Genomic DNA, 23751 nt, shown 5'->3' with positions numbered 1-23751 from the left:
GACTCCCCCGGCTAGGTCTCTTGGAGGTACTCGTGCACGGCCGGCGGCACGTACGGGCTCACGTCGCCGCCGAGCGCGGACACCTGACGCACCAGCGAGCTGGAGACGTGGGCGTTCGCCGGGTTCGGCAGCAGGAAGACGGTCTCGACATCGGCCAGGTGGCGGTTCACGATGGCCATCGGCGTCTCGTAGGCGACGTCGACCGACGAGCGGATGCCTTTCACCAGCACGTGGGCGCCGACGTCGGTGCAGTAGTCGACGAGCAGCCCGACCGACCAGGAGGCGATGACGATGTTGCCGACGATGCCGGCATCCTCGATCGACCGCTCCAGCAGGGCCACCCGCTGCGCGATGGGCAGCAGGGCCGACTTGTCCGGATTGTGGACCACCACGACGTGGACCTCGTCCCACAGACCGGCAGCACGCTCGATCACATCGAGGTGCCCGAGGGTGACCGGGTCGAACGATCCAGGGACAACGGCGATCCTGTTCATAGACCCCCAGACTATCCCGCGGTTCCCGGCATTTCGTTGTGAATCCGTTACCAACGGGTTTCGTCCGTGCGACTCAGGACTTGCCGAGGAACGCCCGCTCGCTCTCGTCGAGCCGGCGGGCCAGCGCCGCGGCGAGAGCAGGATGCGCCGCGAGCGACGGGTCCGCCTCCAGCATCTCCTCGGCGGCGACCCGCGCCTCCGAGATCAGCTCGCCGTCCGTGGCCACGCGCAGCAGCCGAAGCGACGACCGGCCGCCCGACTGACGGCTTCCGAGCACATCGCCCTCGCGGCGCAGCTCCAGGTCGATGTTCGCCAGCTCGAAGCCGTCGAGCGTCGCCGCGACGGCCTCCACCCGCTCGCGCGCCAGGCTCCCCTGCTCCGCGGCTGTGACCAGCAGGCAGAGGCCCGGGATGTCGCCCCGGCCGACGCGGCCGCGCAGCTGATGGAGCTGCGAGACACCGAAACGGTCCGCATCCAGCACCACCATCGCCGAGGCGTTCGGCACGTTGACGCCGACCTCGATGACCGTCGTCGCGATCAGCAGGTCGATGTCGCCGCCGGCGAACGCGCGCATGACCTCGTCCTTCTCATCCGACGGAAGACGGCCGTGCAGCACGCCGATCCGTGAGCCGGCGAAGAGCGGATCGGCGCGCACCTGCGCGGCGACGGACTCCACGTTGGCGATCGGCCGGGGCGGAACGCCATCACCCTCTGGTTCGTCGGGCTCCGGCTCCTCGCCGTCGTCCTCCGCATCCTTGCCGGAGATCGCCGGGCAGACGACGAACACCTGACGGCCCTTCGCGATCTCCTCCGAGGCGCGCTCCCAGATCCGGCGCTCCCACCCGGGGCGGTCGGCGAGCGGCACCACGAAGCTCTCGATGCCCTGCCGGCCGGCGGGCAGCTGCGCGATGGTCGACACATCCAGGTCGCCGAAGACGGTCATGGCGACCGTGCGCGGGATGGGCGTCGCCGTCAGCACCAGCACGTGCGGCGGGGTGCCGCCCTTCGCGCGGAGGGCCTCCCGCTGCTCCACGCCGAAGCGGTGCTGCTCGTCGACGACGACGAGTCCGAGGTCGAAGAAGGTCACCGCCTCGCCGAGGAGCGCGTGGGTTCCCACCACGATGCGCGCCTGCCCGGACACCGTCCGCAGCAGTGCGCGCTTCCGCTCGGCGGCGGAGAGCTGGCCGGTGAGGAGCGTCGGCATGAGCTGGGCCGAGAGGTCGGGGCCGAGCATCGCGGCGATCGACCGCACGTGTTGCGCGGCGAGCACCTCGGTCGGTGCGAGCAGGGCCGACTGGCCGCCGGAGTCGGCCACGGCGAGCATGGCGCGGAGCGCGACGAGGGTCTTGCCCGAGCCGACCTCGCCCTGCACCAGACGGTGCATCGCCGCAGTATCGGCCAGATCGCGCGCGATCTCGCCTCCCACCACATCCTGGTCGCCGGTGAGGGCGAAGGGCAGCGCCGCGTCGAACCGTTCGAGCAGCCCACCGGGGACGGCTACGCGGGGCGTCGCCGCCGCCTCCCGCGATGCTGCACGCTGCTGCAGCAGCGCGGCCTGGAGGACGAAGGCCTCCTGGAACCGCAGCGTGTCGCGAGCGCGCTGCCACTGCGCATCCTTCTGCGGCCGGTGGATGCCCTCCAGCGCGTCCCGATACGGCACCAGCCCGCGCTCGACGACGATCGCATCCGGTACCGGATCGGGCACCGGCCCGAGCGCGTCGAGGGCGAGCCCGACGGCCTTCTGCACCTGCCAGCTGGCCACGGTCCCCGTCGCCGGATAGATCGGGATGGGCGTCTGCGCCCAGTCCTTCGCGGCCGCGCTGCCCGGGCTCACAGCGTTCTCCGCGTCCGGCTCGAACAGCTCGTAGTCGGGATGCGCGAGCTGCAGGGCGCCGCGGTAAGCCGACACCTTGCCGGCGAAGATGCCGCGAACGCCGGGCAGGAGCTCGCGGGAGCGCCACGCCTGGTTGAAGAAGGTGAGAGTGAGGATGCCCTCGCCGTCCGAGATCTTCACCTCGAGGATGCTGCCGCGCCGCGCCCGCATCGGGCGCTCCTGCACTCGCAGCACCTCGGCGATGATCGTCACGTTCTCGTCCAGCGGGAGGTTCGCCAGTGCCGTCAGCTCGCCGCGCTTCGCGTAGCGCCGCGGGAAGTGGCTGAGCAGGTCGGCGACCGTGCGCATCCCGAACGCCTTCTCGAACGCGGACGCGGTGCGGCCGCCGAGGACGCCGCTCAGCCGGGTATCGAGGCCGACGGTGCCGGCGTCAGCGGACCCGGAGCCGGCCGGGGCGGGGACGGAGGTCATGACTCGATCGTATGCTTCCCCTCCGGCATTCCGTCGTCGGGTGCGCGCGCCTCGGGTGCGTCGTCGTCGGGTGCGTCGGACAGCGCCTCCAGCTCGGCCAGGACGGCCGGCTCGTCCGGGCGCTCCGACGCTAGCCGCCGCTGGATCTCGCGCGCCTCGGCGGTCCGGCCCGCTTCACGGAGGCCACGCGCGAACGCCCACTGCGCGGCGAACTGCTGATCCAGGGTGCCGTACGCCTCGGCGTGCTCCACCGCGTTCTCGAACGACACCAGAGCGGCCGCCGCATCCCCCTCGCGCAGCAGTGCCCACCCGCGCAGCTCGTGCAGCACGACACCCCAGCGGAGGGTGCGCGGGTCGCCGGTGGCCGACAGGTCGGAGAGGCCTTCGTCGATCCACTGCAAGGTGTGCGGGCGGTCCGCATCGGCGAGCGCCAGCGCCGACTCGACGGCCAGCGCCACGTCACCGTCCCGGCGGGCCGTGCGCAGGGCGGCCTCCAGCACCGGCACCGCCTCCCCGGCGAGGCCGGCGGCCGATCGGAGCCGTCCCCGTTCGAGCAGGACGCGCACCTCCAGCACGCCACTCGCCGGCTCCAACGACTCCAGGAGGGCCTCCGCCTCGTCGAACCGCCCCTGCAGTCCGAGCGCGCGGGCGCGCTGGGTCTGCAGCTCGGCCCGGACGACCTCCGACCGGTCCGGTTCTGCGGCAGCCGCGGCCAGCCGTTCTGCGGAGGCGATCGGGTCACCGGGGAGCCACAGGGCGTCGAGCTCTGCCTGCTCCAGGCGTTCCTCCATCCCCATATCTTGGCGGCACTCCGGGTGCCGACGCTAGGCTCGGGGGGCCATGACCCGCATCGTCTCCGGATTCGCCGGCTCGCTCAGCCTCCAGGTGCCGAAGAGCGGCACCCGCCCCACCAGCGACCGGGTGCGCGAGGCCATCTTCTCCGCCTTGGATGCGCGCGACGCTCTGCACGGAGCCCGGGTGCTCGACCTCTACGCCGGATCGGGTGCGCTGGGCCTGGAAGCCGCCAGCCGTGGCGCCGTCTCCGTCGTTCTCGTCGAGAAGGGCGCGGCGGCGGCGCAGGTCTGCAAACGGAACGCCGCGGCGGTCGTCTCGGCAGCGCGGGCCGCGCGGGTCCCCGTTCCGGAGATCGACGTGCGGCCGTCGACGGTGCAGTCCTACCTCTCCGGAGCGCGCGGGCGGTTCGATGTCGTGTTCATCGACCCGCCCTACGACGTGCCGGACGCCGAACTGCTCGCCGTGCTCTCGGCCCTGGAGCCGCTGCTCTCCGACGACGCCGAGGTCTGCGTCGAGCGGAGCGCCCGCACGCCGGATCCGAGCCTCCCCGCCGGTCTCACCCTCGTGCGCCGCAAGTCCTACGGCGAGACCGCCATCCACTGGCTCGCCCCCCTCCGTCCCTAGCCCCTCTTCTCGCGGCTCCGCCCACCGTCGAGTCCGCAAACTTTGCACGCTCTCGGGATGGATCGTGTGCAAAGTTTGTGGACTCGACGGTGGGGGGTGTGGGGGTTCAGCGGTGGGCGGTGGGGGTCAGCCGCGGCGGCCGTCCCATTCGAGGTAGGGGTCCCAGCCTCCGCGCTCGTCGAAGGGGGTGCCTGCGACGAGGAGGCCCCGGCCGTCGCGGACGGTGCCGATCGGGCGGAAGCCTCCGGGGAGGGCGGTGCCGGGCGGGAAGGTCGCGAGGAGGCCGTGGTCCTCTCCCCCGGTCAGCGCCGTCCGAGGGTCCGGGCCGAGAGCAGCGGGGTCGAGGTCGATCGCCACGCCGCTCGCCTCGGCGACGCGACGGGCGTCCAGCGCGAGTCCGTCGCTCAGGTCGAGCATCGCCGTCGCGCCGGCGTCGGCCGCGAGCGGTCCGTCGGCGATCGGCGGACGCGGCCGCAGCTGTGCGGAGACGGTGCCGGGATGCGCGGCCACGACGGCCGCGAGACGGGCGGCATCCGGCTCTCCCGCCGCATCCACCGCCTCCGTGAACAGCGTGCGCAGGCCGGCGGCCGCCTGCCCGAGAGCGCCTGAGACGGCCACGACGTCTCCCGGACGTGCGCCGCTCCGGAGCACGGGGCGACGTCCGCCGAGATCGCCGAACGCCGTCACCGCGATGGTCAGCGTCTGCGACACCGACAGGTCGCCACCGACCACGCCGCACCCGGGAGCCAGCTCAGTGCACGCCAGCCGGAAGCCGTCGGCGACGCCCTCCAGCCACGCGACCGGGGTCTCGGGCGGCGCCGCGATCGCGACGACGAGGGCGGTCGGGACGGCGCCCATCGCCGCCACGTCGGACAGGTTCGTCGCCGCGGCCTTCCAGCCGAGATCCACGGGGCCCGACCACGCCAGCCGGAAATCCGGGCCGTGGACCATCATGTCCGTCGTGACGACGAAACGTCCATCGGGGGCCGCGAGCACCGCCGCGTCGTCACCCGGTCCGACGAGCGTGGCGTCCGACTCCGGGAGCCGCGGGAAGATGCGCTTGAGCGCCTCCCGCTCCGACGCCTCCCCGATGGTGATGCCGGCCGCGTCGCTCCCAGAGATTCCCATGATCTGAAACGGTAGCCTGAAACCGATGAAGTCCCGTCGCCGCGCCGTCCCGGCCGTCCTGCTCGCGGGCGCCGCCCTGCTCCTCGCGGGCTGTGCGCCCACCGTCTCCCTCGACCCCGCGGCGAACAGCAACGCGCCCGGCTGTGCCGAGATCAGTGTGCGCCTGCCCGACTCGGTCGCCGACAAGGCGAAACGCGAGACGGATGCGCAGGCGACCGGTGCATGGGGCGATCCGGCGGTCGTTCTCCTGCGCTGTGGCGTCCCGCCGATCGGGCCGACCACCAAGCCGTGCGTGAACGTCAACGGCGTCGACTGGGTGCTCATGACGGACCCGGCCGCCAAGACGATCGTTTACCAGACCTTCGGCCGCGTGCCGGCAACGGAGGTCATCATCGACCACGTGTCGGGAGTGTCCGACTCGTCGGTGCTGCCAGAATTCGCAAGCGCCGTCTCCACCGTCAAGCAGACGCAGAAGTGCCTGTCGACGCTCGACACCGACCCGACGGCGACGCCGAGCCCCTGACGCTGGACCCTTACCCCTGACGGCTGACCCGCGTCAGGCCGCGCGGGCGATGGCGACCTGGATGAGCTCGTCGATCAGTGCCGGATAGCTCAGCCCGGACTCCTGCCAGCAACGCGGGAACATCGAGATCGGGGTGAAGCCGGGCATGGTGTTGATCTCGTTGATGACGAAGCCGTCGGCCGTCAGGAAGAAGTCGACGCGCGCGAGACCCTCCCCGCCGATGGCGTCGAAGCCCCGGATGGCGAGCTCGCGCATCTCCGCCAGCTGCGCGTCCGTGAGATCGGCCGGGCACACCAGGTCGATGCCGGGCGCATCCAGGTACTTCGCCGCGAAGTCGTAGAAGTCGCGTCCGCTGACGACGATCTCACCGGCGACCGACGCCCGGGCGGGCTCACCGGGCCGGCCGCCCAGGACGGCGATCTCGACCTCGCGGCCGGTGACCATCGACTCGATGAGCACGCGGTCGTCCTCCGCCAGCGCGATCTCCATCGCGGCGTCGAGCTCCGACCAGTCCTTCACCTTCGTCACGCCGACGCTCGAACCCGCGCGGGCGGGCTTCACGAAGGCCGGGAGCCCCAGCCCCCGCGTGGCATCGCGCACGGCGCCCGCATCGGTGTTCCACTCGTAGGCGCTGACCGTCACCCACGGCGCCACGGGGATGTCGGCCTGCTGCAGCACGGTCTTGGTGAAATGCTTGTCCATCCCCAGGGCGCTGGCGAGCACGCCGCTGCCGACGTACGGAAGGCCGACGAGCTCCAGCATCCCCTGCAGGGTGCCGTCCTCGCCCCACGGGCCGTGCAGGATCGGGAACACGATGTCCACGTCGCCGAGGGACGAGCGGACGCCGTCGCGGTCGACGACCGTCAGCTCCCGGGTGGCAACGCTGTCCGGCCACAGGATGCGCGAGCCGTTGTCTTCGACCTCGGGCAGCTTCTCGGCGTTCAGCGCGAAAAGCGTTGCGTCGTCCGGCTGCAGCGTGAAAGCTCCGTCATGCGTGATCCCGATCGGGATGACGTCGTACCTGTCGCGGTCGATCGCCTCAAGGACGCCGGCCGCCGTCGCGCAGCTGATCGAATGCTCGCTTGAGCGACCCCCAAACAGAAGTGCGACCGCGACCTTGTCCGTCATCCGTTGTCCTTTCGCCTTGCGGCTCGTCCGAATCCGTCGTGAGATGCGGTGCGATGTCTTTCGGATCGAGCGTACCGGCGAGCACCTGGCTCACCTGTCGCACGATCGGCATTTCCACCCCGCGGGCCTCGGCGAGGTGCAGGATGGGCGCGACGGAGGCGAGACCCTCCGCCGTCTGGTTCATCTGCTTCACGACGTCGTGGAAGCCGTAGCCCTGGCCCAGCAGCCGGCCGGCGGTGTTGTTGCGGCTCAGCGGCGACTCGCACGTCGCGATGAGGTCGCCGAGGCCGGCGAGGCCGGACAGCGTCTCGGCCTTCGCGCCGTACGCCACGGCGAAGTCGGTCATCTCGACCAGGCCGCGCGTGATGATCGAGGCCTTGGTGTTCTCGCCGTAGCCGACGCCGTCGACGATGCCGATCGCCACGGCGATCAGGTTCTTCAGGACGCCCCCGAACTCCGTGCCGATGACGTCGGTGTTCACGAAGCTCCGGAAGTAGCGGTTGGTCGCCGCGATGGCGACCGCCTGCGCGGTCTCGAGGCTCGCGGACGAGACGACGGCCGCTGTGGGCTGTTCGCGCGCGATCTCCAGCGCCAGGTTCGGGCCGGAGGCCACCGCGATCCGTTCCAGCTCGATCGGAAGGCCCTGCGCGATGACCTCGCTCATCCGCAGCCCGGTGCCCTTCTCGACGCCCTTCATCAGGCTGACGACGACCGTCTCCGGTCCGAGGAACGGGATCATCGCCTCGAGGTTGGAGCGGAGGGTCTGGCTCGGGATGGAGACGAACACCTGCTCCGCTCCGCTCATCGCCTCGCCGAGCCGGCTGGTGGCGCGGAGGTTGCGCGGGAGGTTGATGCCCTCGAGGTAGTCGCTGTTGCGCTTCACCTCGTTGATCTCACGGGCGAGCTCCGGCCGTCGCGCCCACAGCACGACATCGGATCCGCCGTCGGCGAGGATCTTCGCGAACGTGGTGCCCCAGCTGCCGGCGCCGAGGACGGCGATGCGGCGGGGACGCGCGATGGGAGCCTTCACTGCTTTAGCCATCGAAGCGGCCGGTCTCCTTCTGGTTGTGCTGCGACGGGTCCCAGCGTTCGGCGGGAGCCTTCTCGCCGCGCAGGTCTTCGAGCAGAGCGGTGATCGCATCCATGATGACCGCTGTCGCCTCGGTGAGGGTGGAGTTGTCGAGGGGTCTGCCGCGGAACGCCGACAGGTCCACCGGGTCGCCCACCTTGACGTCGATCGTCTTGCGCGGGAACCAGCTGATCTTCTTCGCGTAGCGCGCCATCACCTGCTGGGTTCCCCAGTGCGCGATCGGGATGACCGGGAGGTCATGCTCGAGAGCCATGCGGGCAGCCCCGGTCTTGCCGCGCATCGGCCACATGTCCGGGTCGCGGCTGAGCGAGCCCTCGGGATAGATGACGACGATCCTGCCCTCGTCGGCGATCTTCTGCGCCGCCTCGAGCGGAGCCGAGCCGCGTGCGCTGCCTCCGCGCGACACCGGGACCTGGCCCGACCGCCGCAGGAACCAGCCCAGGACCGGAACGTGGAACAGGCTCTCCTTCGCGAGGAACCGCGGCAAGCGCCCCAGTTTCCAGGCGACCATGCCGATCATGACCGGGTCGATCTCGCTGTAGTGGTTGGGCGTCAGGATGAACGCCCCCGTGCGCGGGAACTTGTCGCCGTCGACGATCCGGAAGCGGGCGAGCAGGCTCCCGATCGGCACGATGAGGCCGGCGAGCACCCAGAACACCGACGGTCTGCTCTTCTCCGAGCGCTGCTTCTTCACGGGCATAGCGGTTTCTGGCACCGTCCCATTATCGGTGACCGGGCATCCCGCACCGAGCATGCCGCACGGCGCCCCGTCATGCCGACACGGGCACGGGCCGGACGTCGAGCGCCGGGATCCCCACGAAATCGGCCGGATTGCAGGTGTGGAGCGGAAGTTCGCGCGAGATCGCCGTGGCGGCGATGAGCGCGTCGAAGGCGCGGGCCGACGGCTTGCGCCCCGCTTCCCGGAACGACTGCGCCACGCGGGCGAACGCCCGCGCCGCCGCCGCATCGAAGGGGATCGGGTCGAAGTCGGCCTCCGCCAGCTGCAGATGCGCCTGCCGAGCCGCCCGCTCCTCCTCCGAGCGTGCGACGAGCGGCCCGACGGAGAGCTCGGCCAGGGTCACCGCGCTGATCGAGGGGATGTCGGGCAGCGCCTCCGGATCCGCTCGCGCCAGCAGGATCAGGGTGGACGTGTCGAGGAGCCCCGGACGCATCACCATCGCTGGTCGACCATCTCGTCGATGTCGGCCCGGAGCGCGGCCGGGTCGATGGCGGGAAGGCTGCGCCGGCTCTCGACGAGCACCGACAGCGCCCTGCGGGGCACGGCCAGGGGCGACAGCTCGGCGACGGGCGCGCCGTCTCGTGTAATGGTCACGTGCTCGCCGCGGGCGACTCGGTCGAGGATGTCCCCGCCGTGGTTTCGTAGATCTCTCACGCTGACAGTCTCCATGAGGGGACTGTATCACGGGTGATACAGGAGGGGATCTGTGGATAACCTCGCGGGATCAGCCTTCGAGGACGAAGTCGGCGCCGAGGAGTTGGAGCTTCGTGATGAAGTTCTCGTATCCGCGGCTGATGATGCCGACGTTGCTCACGGTCGAGCGGCCCTCGGCGGTCAGAGCTGCAATCAGGTGGCTGAATCCACCGCGAAGGTCCGGGACCTCGATGTCGGCGCCCTTCAGCTCCACCGGGCCCATGATGACGGCCGAGTGGTTGAAGTTGCGCTGACCGAAGCGGCACGGGTGGCCGCCGAGGCACTCCTTGTGGACCTGGATCTTCGCGCCCATGTCGATGAGCGCGTCGACGAAGCCGAAACGCTGCTCGTACACGGTCTCGTGGACGATCGACACGCCGGACGCCTTGGTGAGCGCCACGACGAGCGGCTGCTGCCAGTCCGTCATGAAGCCGGGGTGCACGTCCGTCTCGATGACGACCGGCTTGAGCTCGCCGCCCGGGTGGTAGAAGCGGATGCCGTCGTCGTGGATCTCGAAGGCGCCGCCGACCTTGCGGAAGACGTTGAGGAAGGTGAGCATCTCGGGCTGGCGTGCGCCGCCGACGAAGATGTCGCCGCCGGTCGCGAGCGCGGCCGCAGCCCAGCTCGCGGCCTCGTTGCGGTCGAACAGCGAGGTGTGGGTGTAACCGGAGAGCGAGTCGACGCCCTCGATGCGGATGACGCGGTCGGTGTCGACCGAGATCACGGCGCCCATCTTCTGGAGCACGTTGATGAGATCCATGATCTCCGGCTCGATGGCCGCGCCCTTGAGCTCGGTGATGCCGTCGGCCCGCACGGCGGTGAGGAGCACCTGCTCCGTCGCGCCGACGCTCGGGTACGGGAGCTCCAGCTTGGCGCCGTGAAGGCCGTTCGGGGCCGTCATGCGGATGCCGCTGGGAAGCTTGTCGACGACCGCGCCGAACTTCCGCAGCACCTCCAGGTGGTAGTCGATCGGCCGGTCGCCGATGCGGCAGCCGCCGAGGTCGGGGATGAACGCTTCGCCCAGGCGGTGCAGCAGCGGGCCGCAGAACAGGATCGGGATGCGGCTGGAGCCGGCGTGCGCGTCGATGTCGGCCATGTGCGCCGACTCGACCGCGCTGGGGTCGAGCAGCAGCTCGCCCTCTTCGGCGCCGTCGGTCACCTTCACGCCGTGCACCTCGAGCAGCCCGCGGACGACGCGGACATCGGAGATGTCCGGGACGTTGCGGAGGACGCTCGGGCTCTCGCCGAGGATCGCCGCGACCATGGCCTTCGTGACGAAGTTCTTGGCGCCGCGCACCTCGATGCGGCCCTCGAGGGGCCGGCCGCCGTTGATCGTGATGCGATCGCCCTTGAGGCCCACGCGTGCTCCTGCTGCCTGTGCGTCCTGAAGAAGAGATGTCAAAGTTTCACCGGGAGGGTCGTGGGCCGCCAGCTTGCGCGGCCCGATTCGTATTCGGAGATTCGCGCCTCGTCGCGCAGGGTGAGGGCGATGTCGTCCAGCCCTTCGAGCAAACGCCAGCGAGTGTAGTCGTCGATGTCGAAAGACACCTGGACCTCACCGACGGTCGCAGTCTTGGCAACCAGATCAACCGTCGCCGCTATTCCCGGCTGGGCCTCGATCGCCTCCCACAGCCGCTCGGCGTCCTCCTCCGTGATGATGCCGGTGAGAAGCCCCTGCTTGCCCGCGTTCCCGCGGAAGATGTCGGCGAACCGCGGGCTCAGCACGACCCGGAAACCGAAGTCGCGAAGCGCCCAGACGGCATGTTCGCGTGACGAACCCGTGCCGAAATCGGGCCCGGCGACGAGCACGGTCGCGCCCTGGTACTCCGGTCGGTTGAGGATGAAGTCCGGGTCCTGGCGCCAGGCGTAGAACAGGGCGTCCTCGAAGCCGGTCTTGGTGACGCGCTTGAGGAACACCGCCGGGATGATCTGGTCGGTGTCGACGTCGGAGCGCCGGAACGGGACGGCCGTTCCGGTGACGGTCTCGAACTTCTCCATCAGGCGCCCACCTTCTCTCCGATTCGCGTGCTGGTGCCGCCATCGCGCGGCGTGTCGCCGCCTTCGGCCTCGAGGTCCCAGGGGCTCGAAAGTGTTCCGCGGATCGCCGTGGCCGCCGCGACGAGCGGCGAGACCAGATGCGTGCGGCCGCCCTTGCCCTGCCGGCCCTCGAAGTTGCGGTTGGAGGTGGACGCGCAGCGCTCCCCCGGAGCCAGCTGGTCCGGGTTCATGCCGAGGCACATGGAGCAGCCCGCGAAACGCCACTCGCCGCCGAACTCCTCGACGATCTTGTCGATCCCCTCGGCCTCGGCCTCGATGCGCACGCGCGCCGAGCCGGGGACGACCATGACGCGCACGCCGTCCGCCTTCTTCCTGCCCTTGATGATGGAGGCGAAGGCGCGGAGGTCCTCGATCCGGCTGTTCGTGCAGGAGCCCATGAACACCGCATCCACCGGGATGCTCTTCATCGGAGTGCCCGGCTGCAGGTCCATGTACTCCAGCGCGCGCTCGGCAGCGGCCCGCGCGTTGGGGTCGGCGATCGCGGCCGGGTCCGGGACGGCCTGGCTGAGCGAGACGCCCTGGCCCGGGTTGGTGCCCCAGGTGACGAACGGCTCGATCTCGTCGGCGTCGAGGTACACCTCGGCATCGAAGACCGCGTCGTCGTCGGTCTGGAGCGTCTTCCAGTAGGCGACGGCCTCATCCCAGTCGGCACCCTCCGGAGCGTGAGGACGCCCCTTCAGGTAGGCGAACGTGGTCTCGTCGGGGGCGACCATGCCGGCGCGCGCACCCGCCTCGATGGACATGTTGCAGATCGTCATCCGCCCCTCCATGGAGAGCGAACGGATGGCGCTGCCGCGGTACTCGAGCACGTAACCCTGGCCGCCGCCGGTGCCGATCTTGGCGATGACGGCGAGGATGACGTCCTTCGCGGTCACGCCGGGGCGCAGCTCGCCCTCGACGGTGATGGCCATGGTCTTGAACGGCTTCAGCGGGAGCGTCTGAGTGGCGAGCACGTGCTCGACCTCGCTCGTGCCGATGCCGAACGCCATGGCGCCGAACGCACCGTGGGTGGAGGTGTGCGAGTCGCCGCAGACGACGGTGATGCCCGGCATGGTGAGGCCGAGCTGCGGGCCGACGACGTGCACGATGCCCTGCTCGACGTCGCCCAGCGAGTGGAGGCGGATGCCGAACTCCTCTGCGTTGCGGCGCAGCGTCTCGATCTGGGTGCGGCTGGTCAGGTCGGCGATGGGCTTGTCGATGCCGATCGTCGGGGTGTTGTGGTCTTCGGTCGCGATGGTGAGGTCGGGGCGGCGGACCGGCCGGCCGGCCATGCGCAGGCCGTCGAAAGCCTGCGGGCTGGTGACTTCGTGCACCAGGTGCAGGTCGATGTAGATGAGGTCGGGCGAGCCCTCCTCGCCTTTGGCGACCAGGTGGTCGTTCCAGACCTTCTCGGCCAGTGTCAGTGGCCCGGTGGGGTTGCTCATGCTCTTACGAACTCCTTAGCGTGTGAACGGATCAGCCGTCGACGGACTCCGCGGCGAGAGTGGCCTGAGACTAGGACTCGCCGCGGCGGCTAAGGAGGAGAAGACCCGCGTACACGTTTGACAGGGTATCACCCGATCGCGGGCGGGCCTCTGTCAGGCGAGCTCCGCGCGGATGCTGAGGTCGCCGAGAAGCAACTCCGCCCCGTCGGGCACGGCGGCGGGCTCTCCTGGCTCGGCGCGGGTTCCGTCGACGACGACTCCGTTGGTCGAATAGAGGTCGGTGACGGTCAGCGTGTCGCCGTCGACGACGAGCAGCGCGTGCGTCTTGGAGACCGTCGATGTGGGGTCGTCGAGGGCGATCGGCTCGGCGTCGCCGGCGTGCGCGCCTCGGGACGGATTGCGGCCCAGGAGCACGGCCCGGGTCAGCGGGACGGCGCGGCCACCGGGCAGGAGGAGCCGCCAGACGGGGCGCGCGGGCGCCGTGGGCCCGTTCGGCCCGGTCGGCGGGGTGAAGGCCGGAAGTGCCCGGCCGGGAGCGACCGCCTCGATCCGTTCGGCGGCGGGCGCGGGCGTCGGCTCAGATGGACGTGACGGGATGAGGCCCGGTGGCGGAACGATGAACCCGCGGTCGTCCATGCCGCCCACTATACGGAAACCGGGCGGCCGGTCGAGGGGTCTGCGGCGCGCGCCCGCCTCACGCGCGGCGGGCGCGCCGGTAGCGGAACGCCGCGAGCCGCGAGCGGAGCGGGCCGGCCGCCTTCGTGGCACGGGTCAGGGCCTCGTCGGCTGTCGTCCATGCGTGCTGGACGCGCTCTTCCGCGACGACGCTGCCGTCGAACACCGCGGCGTCGACGTGCCGGGCGAGGTCGCGCAGGCCGCCGTCGGGAACGGGGAGGTCTTGGGCCGCGGACTGCTCCTCCAGTGCTGCGGCCGCCTGGAGCCGGGTCGCGCGGTCCGGGACGGCGAGCCCGAGCTCGGCGTATCCGTCGGTCAGCTCATCCCAGGCGCCGGCCGCGCGCCGGTCGGGAGGTCCGGCGCCCTCGCGCTTCCGCCGTCGCCGGCGTTTGAGGCCGGCGATGATCAGCAGGGGGATGAAGTACGCCAGAAGCGGGATACCGATGACACCGAGCACCACCCACGCCCAGACGGGCAGGCGGAACGCTGACGCCTTATCCTTCGGGTCGTTGTCTTTCGTCTTGACGGGCGTCAAGAGGTCTTCGGCGCGCGGGTCGGCGGGCGGCGGCTGCCGGACCTGGGGTTGCGGCTCGAGCTTCGGCTTCGTGGTCTGGTTCTTCGGCGCATCCGTCTTGGTCGGCGTCGGGAAGAACGGGACCCATCCGACGCCCTCGAAGGCGACCTCGTCCCAGGCGGTCACATCGTCGCCGGTGACCGTGGTGGTGCTGCCGGAGACCTTCGGTGCGAAGCCCATCACGACGCGGGTCGGATAGCCCAGCCGACGGGCCATGAGCGCGAAGGCGCTGGCGTACTGCTCCTGGTCGCCGACCATCGGCGATTTGGACAGCAGGTCGGTCATGCGGTCGGCGCCCTGTCCGGCGCGCGACGGCACCGGGTCGGACGCGCGCCCGTGGCTGAGGTAGCCGAGCGACTTGAGCGACCGCTCGATGTTGCGCAGCTTCTGGATGGCCGTGTCGGCCGATCCCGCGTACTCCTCGGCCTTGGCGGACACGACGTCGGGCACGTTGGTGACCGACGGAAGCGTGAGTTTCGCCGGCGGGACCTTCGCGAGAGCGCGATCGTTCGGGATCTTCTGCGCCGTCGCCCGGACCGTGTAGTCGAGGCCGTTGCGCACGCCGCTCGTGACGGCCGCCGTTCCCGTCGCGGTGTTGACGCGCACCGTGGACGTCGGATCTTGCCCGGTGTGCGCGTCGAACGTGAGCGTGTTCGTGTAACCGAGAGTCGGCAGCCACACGTCCGAGTAGCCGAGCACGTCGATGGCAGCCGTCGACGAGGCGCCGGGCGTGAACAGCGGTGGTCGCGGGATGGTGCTGCCGAGCAGTTCGAATGCTCCGGACGCGTCGCTGTCGCTCCCCGGCGACGCGACGGACCAGACGATGCCGTCGTAGCTGTCCATGGTGGCGAGCCGGATCACCTGGCCCTGTTTGAGTCCGGTCACCGTGAAGAGCTTGGTCTTCTGCAGCTCCTTCGTGTACTTCCGGAAGCCGGCGAGCGGGCTCGGGTAGTCGAGCGGGTCGAACGGCGGCGTGATCTCGTCGCGCACGACGAACCGCGACGCGGCGGGTGGTGCGAGAACCGACCCGGCCAGCGCACCGACGAGCACCGCACCGAGCACCACCGCGGCTCCGCCGAGCAGGCGGCTGCGTCGGACTCCCGAGTCGGTCTCCACCCGGTCGCGGGCGAAGCGCGCCCGGCGCCAGGCCAGCCAGACGAGGGCGACCCCGGCGAACAGGACGCCGCGCACCCCGGCGAAGAACGCATCCCGCGTACCGAGCAGGATGGCCGCGAGCAGGAGGAGGGCCGGCCCGGCGAGCAGCACGGCCGCCCGCCCCGCCGACGGACGCCGCGCGCGCGGCAGCCAGCGCACGGCGAGGGTCACGGAGACCAGGGAGACCAGCCACCCGGCGACGTAGGGAACCACCGCGACGTAGGGAGGCGCTTCGAGCGGCGCCTGGAGGGTCACCGCGTCGGACCAGCCGAACACGGCGCCGATGACCAGCCCGGACAGACTGTCGAGCGATGGCAGCACCCCGTACAGCGCCTCGCCGGGAAGCGCGAGCGGTGTGCCGAACAGGAAGTAGGCGGCCAGTGCGATAACGGTCGTCAGCGGCCACGACAGTCGCAGCAGCCGGCCGAGCAGCGCGACTCCCCCGCCGACCACGATGCCGCCGATGGCGGCCTGAGCGAAGGCGTAGTGCCCGAACGCCGGCTCGAATCCGGCGACAGCGAGCAGGCTGAGGCCGGTGAGGACGGCGACGTCTATCCATGTCGTCCGGGGCAGCGAGTCGAACAGCGGGGTCGTCGCGGGTGCCGGTCGCGCGTCCCGCCGACGGCCCGAGCCGGTGCCCGTCGCCGCGCTCATCGGCCGGCCCGCTTCAGCAGGGACGGCAACTCGGGCAGAGCGGAGACGGTGATCAGCATCGAGCGCCCGAGCCGGGTGAGGCGCGGCTCGGCGGACTCGTCGACGCGGATCACGATGGTCTCGGTGTCGGCCGACCACAGGGCGGACGCGCCGCGCAGTTCCGCTGCGTCGACCTGCGAGCCGACCACCGTGACCGCCAGGCTCGGCGCGGGCAGCCTCAGGGTCGCCTGGCGCAGGAACTCGCGCAGGGTCGGGTGCACCCCATCCACCGATTGGATGCGGCAGGAGTCGTCGAGCAGAGCCGTCGGCGTCTCGACGCGCATCGGCCCGCGTTGCCACAGCGCGCGGATCTCGGTCTCCTCGCGGATGACCTGGCAGCCGACCGAGGCGAGGACGGAGACGCCCAGTTCGAACTCATCGTCGGAGGCGAAGTGCGAGCGTTCAGCATCGAACGCCAGAAGCAGCTGCGAGCGGCGGGTCTCCTGATACTGGCGGACCATCAGCTGCCCCGTGCGGGCAGAGGTACGCCAGTGCACGTTGCGGATGTCGTCGCCCGGCTCGTACGTCCGCAGCGCGTGGAACGCGAGGTCGCTGTCGGTGATGACCTTGGTGGTCTGCCCCTCGAGGTCACGGACGAGGCCGCGGGCGGTCGCGGCGAGCCGCACCGTCTTCGGATGGACGAACAGCTCGATCTGCTCGGTCCACTGGTTCGTTCGTCGCAGCAGACCCAGTTGGTCGCCACGCACGGACAGCGCTGGACCGGCCAGGATGAGCGCGCGCCGCTCGGTGGGGACGGCGAAGAGCTCCTCCGTCTCGGCCCCGGGGGCGAGTCGCGGGATCGTGAAGTCGGCCTGTCCCTCCCCGACGGGCAGCTCCATCCGTGTCGGCAGCACTGGCCGGGTTCCGCTGTTGGCGACGGTCAGCCGCCCGAGGGCGCGCCCGCCGGCGACGACACGCCGCGGGTTCAACTCGATTCCGACGCGGTACGTCGAGCGGCCGAAGACGAAGGCGGCCGCGATCACGAAGGCGGCGAGCAGCGTTGCGGCGATGTAGACGAACTCAGCCCACCCGAGCCAGACGGCCAGGGCGATCGACACCGCGGCGCTGGCGAGAACGATCCAGCCGAGGGTGCTGACCACGCCGACCACCGGCGCGATTCGACGACCGACGGCGCGCCCGAACGGTGCGACCCGCGAGGTCACCGCTCCGGCCGCGCGCGCGACCGCTCCCCCGACGAGCTCCGCCGCGATGCGCGCCTGGTCGGCGCCGGGCGCGCGACGACGCCGTCCGCGAGCGGGGCTGTCGGTGGTCATGGCTGCAGGATCCTGTCGGGTCGGCGTCAGAAGGGAGCGGCGGCAGCTCAGGCCGCGCGGTAGGCGGGCGGGGTGGCCGAGGCGACGGCCCGCTCGACGATGTCGGCCGCGCGCACCCCGGCGAACTCGGACTCGGGGTCGACGATGACGCGGTGCGCGAGCACCGGCTGGGCGAGATCGCGGATGTCGTCCGGTGTCACGAACGTGCGGCCGGCCGAGATCGCCCACGTCTTCGCCGCACGCGCCAGCGCCAGGGCGCCGCGGATGCTCACGCCGAGCGCAGCATCCTTATCGTCGCGCGTAGCGGTGACGATCTCGCTGAGGTATCCCATGACGCTGGCGTCGGTGTGCACTTCGGACGCCAGCTGGGCGAGCGTGGTGACGGAATCGGACGCGATGATCGGACGCACGGCCGACGCGCGCGACCGGTTGGAGGAGTCGAGCAGCAGGTCGACGGTCGTCGCGTGGTCCGGGTAGCCGAGCGAGGTCTTGATCAGGAAGCGGTCGAGCTGCGCCTCGGGGAGCGAGTACGTTCCGGCCTGCTCCACCGGGTTCTGCGTCGCGATCACGATGAACGGCGCGCCGACCGAATGGCCGACGCCGTCCACCGTCACGACGCCCTCTTCCATCACCTCGAGCAGTGCGGACTGCGTCTTGGGGCTCGCCCGGTTGATCTCATCCGCGAGCACCACCGACGCGAAGATCGGGCCGGGATGGAACTCGAACCGGCCGCTGGACTGGTCGTAGATCGTGACGCCTGTGACGTCGGACGGCAGCAGGTCCGGAGTGAACTGGATGCGCGACTGCGTGCCCTCGACCGTGTTGGCGAGCGCCTTGGCGAGCACCGTCTTGCCGGTGCCCGGCACGTCTTCGAGCAGCACGTGGCCGCCCGAGAGCATGGCCGTGACCACCAGGCGGATGCTGTGCTCCTTGCCGAGGATCGCCTTGTCGACGTTCGCCACCAATTGCGCGAACGCCCCGGCGAACCAGTCCGCCTGCTCCTGTGTCACTGCCACTGCTGCATCTCCTTACTTGGACCAGTCCTGAACACTGCTCTGCACGCCGTTCACGACCACGTATGCGCCCGGGTAGCCGCACCACGGGTCGAGGTCACTCCCCGGGTTGCCCCGGTAGTGGCCGTACCCGTTGCCATCGGTCGAGATGGACTTGTTGGACAACGTCCCTCCATTGCAGTGCACCTGCATGGAGAACGATCGATTCGCCGGGAAATTGTGGAGAGTCACGTCGTACGTGTAGCTGTGGACGAAACCGGGCTTCAGGTCGCCCTTGCTCAGGTCGATCGACGGCGAGGGCGGCGGCGGATCCTTGACCTCGACGCTGTTGGAGGTCGCGTGCGGTCCATCCTTGCCGCCCGCGTTCGACGCGTAGATCTCGAAGGAGTACGTTCCCGCGCCCTTGTTGTTCGCCTTCGCGCTCGTGCCCGTCGTGGTCTGCCACGAGCCGCCGTTGAGTCGATAGTGGTAGGTCGCCTGCCCGCCACCCGTGCCATTCGGGTCCGAGAGCGCGTTCCAGCTCATGGTCAGGTCGCTCGGGGCGTTCCCGCTGCTCTGCAGGGAGACACCGCTCACCTTCGTCGGCGTGCCGTACGGGGTGACCGGCGTGCTCCCGGCCGACCGTTCACTCCATCCGTCCGCGTTCTGCGCCCGCACGGTGAACGAGTACGACTTGCCGTTCGTCAGCCCGCCGATCGTCACATCCCCGACAGACGCCGTGTTCACCGTGTGCCCATTGCCGTCCGTCACCTCGTACTGCGTGATCGGCTTCCCGTTGTCCGCCGGCGCCTTGATCGAGACGGTCACCTTGCCGTCGCTCGCGCGCGGGTTGGACGGCGCGCTCGGCTTCGACGGGACGTCGTGGATGGTCACACGCAGCTGCCCGATGGCCGACGCGGTGCGCTTCGGATCCTTCGTCGCATCCTCGACGTGGTAGACCACGTTGACCGCACCGATCGCGGCTCCGGAGGACGCACTGACGCTGATCGACGACCCCGTGTGCGTGACCGTCACCCCGGCCGGCGCGCTCTGCGCGGTCGCGTCGGTGATGGTCAGCGGCTGCCCGGGGAACGGGTTCACCCACTGGGCGTCGCTCGACGCGCCGTCGACCGTCGCGGTCTGTCCGCGCTTGACCTCAGCCGTCTGCGGCGGGTTCTTCTGCGTGGCGACCGGCCTGCTCGAGCTCACCACCTGCACGTTGACGGTGCCCGAGATCGTGTGCGTCCCCGAGCTGATCGTCACCGCGATCGTCGCCGTCTCCCCCGCCTGCACGCCCAGTGGCGCGGAGAGGGTCAGCGTGGACCCGCTCAGGCCGGACTGGATCTTCGGGTTGGACGACGTGCCGCCCGAGTACGTCAGCTTGTTGAGGATCTCGGGATTGGGGTGGAAGCTCGACGCCCGCAGGTCGACCGAGAGCGGTGCCTCCCCCGGCTCGATCTTCTCGCTGGGCGACGTGAACGTCGGCGCGACGTCGGACTGGTCCGGCTCGCCGACCGTGATCGGGAGGACCAGCGTGGTCACGCGGTCCGAGCTCTGTCCGGCCTCTCGACCGTCGCTGACCTTGAAGGTGATGGCCGCGGGTCCCCGGTATCCCTTCGCGGCGGTGAACGTGAGCGTCTGCTCGTCGCCGTACGACGATCCACCCGAACTGTTGGTGGCGCTCACGCCCGAAGCTCCGGTGAGCTTGTAGTCGCGCCCGGAGGGGACGGTGAGGATGTCGGACAGCTTCCAGCTCTTCGACCCGTCGGCCTGCACGATCTGCTGCGGCAGGCCGTCCTTGAGCCGCGGCGGTGCCGTGGCGTCGCCCTTCGGCGGAACCACGATGAACGCGGTCCCCTTCAGCCCGGTGACGGTGTCGGTCAGCGAGTAGGCGATCGCGATCCGCTGCTCGCCGGGCTTCACCGTGATGGAGCCGTCCTGGCCCACCTCGGCGGCGGACGCGTTCGGTCCGGTGACCTCGACCTTCAGGTCGTCGACCAGTCCGGAGGGATTGGTCGCGCCCTGGAGCGCGTTCACCTTTACGCTCTGCTTGTTCGCCACCTCGTCCGGCTCCAGGACGTGGTCAACGGCGGTCGGCGGCACATCCTTCGCGTTCGGGGTCACCGTCACCTGGATGAACGCGCTGGCGACGCCGCCCTGGCCGTTGGTGATCTGGTAGCGGACGACGAACGAGCCCTCCTCCTTGGGCGCCGTGACGAGCACGATCTTGCCGTGCACGGACGCCTTGAGACCCTCGTCCACCTGCAGCAGCTTCTTCTGCAGGGCGATCGCGTACCCGTTCGGGTCGGAGTCGTTGTCGAGCACCGGGACGGCGATGGTCCGGCCGGGCTTCACCTGCACCGGATCGTTGACCGCGATCGGCGGCCGTACCTGGTCCGGGCGAGGGATGACGGCGATCGACACCGTGCCGGTGGCCGTCTTCCCGTAGGTGTCCTTCACCTGGTACGTGAAGGTGTCGGTGCCCGCGGAGTCCGGGTACGCCTGGTATGTGAACGAGCGGCTGGTGGAGTCGGAGATCCGCCCGAGGGTGGGCTGCGTCGCGAGCCCCGAGAGCGAGACGGAGTCGCCGTCCGGGTCGATGCCGTCGAGCGGCACCTCCACCGGCACCGACGAGCCCGCGAAGGCGCGTACGGTGAGCGGCTGCGGCTGCGGCGCACGGTCGGAGCCCTTGTCGGGGGCGCCGACGACGAAGGTGACGGTCGCCTGCGCCTTCTGGCCGTACTTGTCAGTGATCCCGTAGACCACGTTGTACTGGCCCGGCGTGGTCGGTGCCTGGTAGCGGACGGTCTCGCCGCTGACGAACGCGGTCGCGCCCTGACCGGCACCGCTCGCGTCGCGCAGCTGCGTGTCGAGGGTGAACGGTGCGTTGTCCGGCGAGTAGTCGTTGTCCATGACGGGAACGGTCGCGACGTCGCCGGCGCGGACCGGCACCTGATCGTCGACGGCCACCGGCGGCTGGTGCTGCACGAGCGGCGGGACGGGCACGACGGTGATGCCGGCGGTCGCCTCGTTGATCCCATCCGAGACGACGTAGGACAGTTGCACCTGCTGGGTGAGGACGGTCGGCGCCGTGATCTTGACCACGGCGTTGTCGAGCACCTCCACGTTGAGGTCCTCCGCGCCCTTGCCGACCGACACCGAGCGCACGGCGAGCACCCGGCCGGACGGTGACACGTCGTTCTCGAGGACGGCGACGGACGTCGGTTCGCCGGGCCGGACGTACGCCTTGTCGGTGACGGCGATCGGCGGAGCCTCGCTCGCACCCTGCGGCGCGATGTCGACGCGCGCGAGTCCCGTCGTCGTCTTGGGCCCCGCCCCGAGCGTGTAGACGAGGTAGTACTCCCCCGGCGCGTTGCTGCGGACCGTGATCGTGCCGCGGGTGCTGTCCGCGGTGACCTGGGCGCCGCTGCCGCCGTCGAGGCCCGCGCCGACCAGCGACAGGGGTTCACCCGACGGCGACTGGTCGTTGTCGAGGGGATGCAGCACGACCGGACGGCCGGTGAACCCGTCGGCGAAGTCCGTCACGGCGACCGGGTCGAGCGTTCCTGCGGGCTTCACCGTCACGATCAGGCTGCCCGTGGCCGACGCGCGCCCGTCGGAGATGGTGACGCGCACCTCCTTGGAGCCCGCCTGACCGGTCTTGCTGGTGAAGGTGACGTCGCCGTTGGGCTTGAACCGCACGTCGTCCTCGGTGGTCGCGGACGCGGCGACCAGGCTCAGGTCGTCGCCGTCCGGGTCCGTCCAGTCATTGAGCACGTTGTAGGTGACCGACTGCCCGACCTCGGTCTGGGCGGTGCTCGACCGTGTGGATGCAGGAGCCTCGTTCACGGCGGGCTGCTTGAGCGTGGCATCCACCTGAGCGGATGACGTTCCGCCGCGGCCGTCGTCGACCGAGTAGCGGAAGGAGATCGTGCCGCTGAGGCCGTCCTTCGGCGTGAACTGGATGGCGCGGCCGCCCTCGACGAGCTGAAGCACGCCCTGATCCACCGGGATCGCCGAGACGTCCGAGATCGTCAGGACGTCGCCGTCCGGATCGGTGTCGTTCGTGAGCACATGCAGCACCGTCGACCGCCCCGGGCGCACGCCGTAGGTGTCGTTCACGGCGATGGGCGGCCGGTTCTGGTCGGTCCGCTGCGCCAGAGTGTCGGCGAAGGACTGCACGACCGGCTTCTCCTCGCCGGTCTCGCCCTGCACGGTGGTGTCGTTCGGCTTCAGTTGAGCCCAGTTCTGCACCAGACGCATGTTGGAGGAGACGACCCACGCGTTGCCGTCGCGCAGGTTGTTCAGCGCGATGACGCCGTGGTTGACCCGGAACTCGAGGTCGTCGCCCGCGACCGGCTGGTCGATGTCGATGCCGACCGGTTTCTTGCCGTCGCAGGCGTAGAGATAGCGGCCGGAGCCGGACCATGCGCCGTACGAGCAGGTCCCGAGACGCACGGGGGCCGACACCGCGTCGGCACCGCCCTTGGAGGTCGCGCCGGCGGGGCTCGCGGTGACGGTCCCGCCGCCGAGCGGGACGCTGAGGAGGCTGTTCGCGGTCGCCACGACGGCGGCGCGGTCGTCTGGCCCGGGCTGCTGGAGCCTGAGACCCTTCGCGGGGAGGTCGACCGTGGTTCCGCCGCCGGTGATCATCCGGTTGCGCTGTGTGTCGAGCACGACCGCCTGGTCGCCGACGGCGCTCACCTGGAACGCGCCAGGCACCGCGAAGTCGCGGGTCTGCGGCTTCGCGCCCGGCCCGTCCACCGTGATCAGCCGCTTGCCCTTCGGCGCGACCACGAACGTCGTGCCCGACTTCGCGACGGCGAGCTTCGCGCCGGCTCCCGCCTTCACGACCGGCTTGGTCTTGGACTTGTCGAAGTCGAGACGGCCGGATGCATCCAGCACCCAGAGGTTGCCGTTCGGCGCCAGCACGGAGAGCGTCGTGCCGCCGTAGCCGACCTGCGAGTCCTCCGGAACCTGGATGCGCCCACCGAGCGAGACGAAGGCCGGGTCGATCTTGTCCACCGTGCCGTGCGGAAGGTCGGTGAGGAAGTACGCGGAGCCGTCCTGCAGGACGTCGAGGTCGGCGCTCGCGCCGGTGACGGCGGCATCCAGCTCGTCGATCTGATGGTTGAGCCGGCCGCCGAGCAGCTTCTCGCCGTTGGTGACCCAGACGTCGCGGGTGTCGAGCTCGACCGCGTTGACGGGGAAGCCCTTGTGGAGGACGGCGATCGTCAGCGGGACCCCGGCGACCACGGCGACTGCGGTGATGACGGCGGCGGTCTTCCGCTGCCGGAACCACGCACTCACTGAAACCAAGACTCTGCAATCCCTCGGGCCGGAAAACGCGTCTACGCTAACACGACCCCCCGACGCGTCCGGAATGG

Annotated in this window: 19 protein-coding genes; 2 read left to right on the top strand and 17 right to left on the bottom strand. The window is 70.5% G+C overall.

From position 1 onward, the window contains the following. Positions 1 to 11: 11 nt before the first annotated feature. The 3 genes from coaD to AXZ95_RS08775 form a co-directional block, all read right to left on the bottom strand. The gene (gene coaD, locus AXZ95_RS08785; RefSeq protein WP_018190662.1) at positions 12 to 494 is read right to left on the bottom strand and encodes a pantetheine-phosphate adenylyltransferase; all 483 of its coding nucleotides are present in this window, start codon (positions 492 to 494) and stop codon (positions 12 to 14) included. Between the two features lie 73 nt (positions 495 to 567). Then, entirely contained in the window at positions 568 to 2799 is a 2232-nt protein-coding gene (locus AXZ95_RS08780; RefSeq protein WP_018190661.1) for an ATP-dependent DNA helicase RecG, read from the bottom strand. Beyond that, positions 2796 to 3590 (bottom strand): hypothetical protein, encoded by a 795-nt coding sequence (locus AXZ95_RS08775; protein WP_018190660.1) that lies wholly within the window; start codon positions 3588 to 3590, stop codon positions 2796 to 2798. Before AXZ95_RS08775 ends, AXZ95_RS08780 begins: the two co-directional genes overlap by 4 nt. Positions 3591 to 3639: 49 nt before the next feature. On the opposite strand from AXZ95_RS08775, the gene rsmD reads away from it, so the two are divergent. After that, a complete protein-coding gene (rsmD, locus tag AXZ95_RS08770) occupies positions 3640 to 4218 on the top strand; it encodes a 16S rRNA (guanine(966)-N(2))-methyltransferase RsmD (RefSeq protein WP_018190659.1) in 579 nt (192 codons plus the stop codon). Positions 4219 to 4344: 126 nt separating this feature from the next. On the opposite strand, the gene thiL is transcribed toward rsmD, so the two are convergent. Further along, a complete protein-coding gene (gene thiL / locus AXZ95_RS08765; RefSeq protein ID WP_018190658.1) occupies positions 4345 to 5346 on the bottom strand; it encodes a thiamine-phosphate kinase in 1002 nt (333 codons plus the stop codon). 25 nt (positions 5347 to 5371) lie between these two features. Between thiL and AXZ95_RS08760 the strand changes: the two genes are divergently transcribed. Next, positions 5372 to 5869 carry a DUF3515 family protein gene (locus AXZ95_RS08760; RefSeq protein ID WP_018190657.1) on the top strand — a complete coding sequence of 166 codons (498 nt, stop codon included), beginning with the start codon at positions 5372 to 5374 and terminating at the stop codon, positions 5867 to 5869. Positions 5870 to 5902: 33 nt separating this feature from the next. Here the strand turns inward: AXZ95_RS08760 and AXZ95_RS08755 are convergent, their stop codons facing one another. The 13 genes from AXZ95_RS08755 to AXZ95_RS08695 form a co-directional block, all read right to left on the bottom strand. Continuing rightward, positions 5903 to 6997 (bottom strand): D-alanine--D-alanine ligase family protein, encoded by a 1095-nt coding sequence (locus tag AXZ95_RS08755; protein WP_018190656.1) that lies wholly within the window; start codon positions 6995 to 6997, stop codon positions 5903 to 5905. Then, positions 6909 to 8039 (bottom strand): NAD(P)H-dependent glycerol-3-phosphate dehydrogenase, encoded by a 1131-nt coding sequence (locus AXZ95_RS08750; RefSeq protein ID WP_172823204.1) that lies wholly within the window; start codon positions 8037 to 8039, stop codon positions 6909 to 6911. The genes AXZ95_RS08755 and AXZ95_RS08750 overlap by 89 nt, the downstream gene beginning before the upstream one ends. Continuing rightward, complete coding sequence (locus tag AXZ95_RS08745) at positions 8032 to 8787, bottom strand: lysophospholipid acyltransferase family protein (protein WP_018190654.1); 756 nt, start codon at positions 8785 to 8787, stop codon at positions 8032 to 8034. Before AXZ95_RS08745 ends, AXZ95_RS08750 begins: the two co-directional genes overlap by 8 nt. A gap of 70 nt (positions 8788 to 8857) precedes the next feature. Then, entirely contained in the window at positions 8858 to 9265 is a 408-nt protein-coding gene (locus AXZ95_RS08740; RefSeq protein WP_018190653.1) for a type II toxin-antitoxin system VapC family toxin, read from the bottom strand. Continuing rightward, positions 9259 to 9495 (bottom strand): type II toxin-antitoxin system prevent-host-death family antitoxin, encoded by a 237-nt coding sequence (locus tag AXZ95_RS08735; protein WP_026307139.1) that lies wholly within the window; start codon positions 9493 to 9495, stop codon positions 9259 to 9261. The genes AXZ95_RS08740 and AXZ95_RS08735 overlap by 7 nt, the downstream gene beginning before the upstream one ends. A gap of 55 nt (positions 9496 to 9550) precedes the next feature. After that, on the bottom strand, positions 9551 to 10879 hold the full coding sequence (murA, locus tag AXZ95_RS08730) for a UDP-N-acetylglucosamine 1-carboxyvinyltransferase (protein WP_018190651.1): 1329 nt from the start codon (positions 10877 to 10879) through the stop codon (positions 9551 to 9553). 38 nt (positions 10880 to 10917) lie between these two features. Continuing rightward, positions 10918 to 11517: a 3-isopropylmalate dehydratase small subunit gene (gene leuD / locus AXZ95_RS08725; protein WP_018190650.1), complete on the bottom strand. Its 600-nt coding sequence runs from the start codon at positions 11515 to 11517 to the stop codon at positions 10918 to 10920. Next, the gene (gene leuC / locus AXZ95_RS08720) at positions 11517 to 13001 is read right to left on the bottom strand and encodes a 3-isopropylmalate dehydratase large subunit (protein ID WP_018190649.1); all 1485 of its coding nucleotides are present in this window, start codon (positions 12999 to 13001) and stop codon (positions 11517 to 11519) included. Before leuC ends, leuD begins: the two co-directional genes overlap by 1 nt. A 153-nt stretch (positions 13002 to 13154) precedes the next feature. Further along, complete coding sequence (locus AXZ95_RS08715) at positions 13155 to 13637, bottom strand: FHA domain-containing protein (protein WP_018190648.1); 483 nt, start codon at positions 13635 to 13637, stop codon at positions 13155 to 13157. A gap of 58 nt (positions 13638 to 13695) precedes the next feature. Next, positions 13696 to 16059, bottom strand: a complete 2364-nt coding sequence (locus AXZ95_RS08710) for a transglutaminase-like domain-containing protein (protein WP_018190647.1) — start codon at positions 16057 to 16059, stop codon at positions 13696 to 13698. After that, a complete protein-coding gene (locus tag AXZ95_RS08705) occupies positions 16056 to 17372 on the bottom strand; it encodes a DUF58 domain-containing protein (protein ID WP_018190646.1) in 1317 nt (438 codons plus the stop codon). Before AXZ95_RS08705 ends, AXZ95_RS08710 begins: the two co-directional genes overlap by 4 nt. Positions 17373 to 17419: 47 nt before the next feature. Further along, a complete protein-coding gene (locus tag AXZ95_RS08700) occupies positions 17420 to 18382 on the bottom strand; it encodes an AAA family ATPase (protein ID WP_018190645.1) in 963 nt (320 codons plus the stop codon). Positions 18383 to 18400: 18 nt separating this feature from the next. Beyond that, entirely contained in the window at positions 18401 to 23674 is a 5274-nt protein-coding gene (locus AXZ95_RS08695; RefSeq protein WP_026307138.1) for an Ig-like domain-containing protein, read from the bottom strand. Between the last annotated feature and the right edge of the window lie 77 nt (positions 23675 to 23751).

The sequence above is a fragment of the Leifsonia sp. 115AMFTsu3.1 genome, assembly GCF_004362795.1.
Lineage (GTDB): Bacteria > Actinomycetota > Actinomycetes > Actinomycetales > Microbacteriaceae > Leifsonia.
Note: the sequence above shows the minus strand (reverse complement) of the source record. Positions and strands in the feature narration are given on the sequence as shown.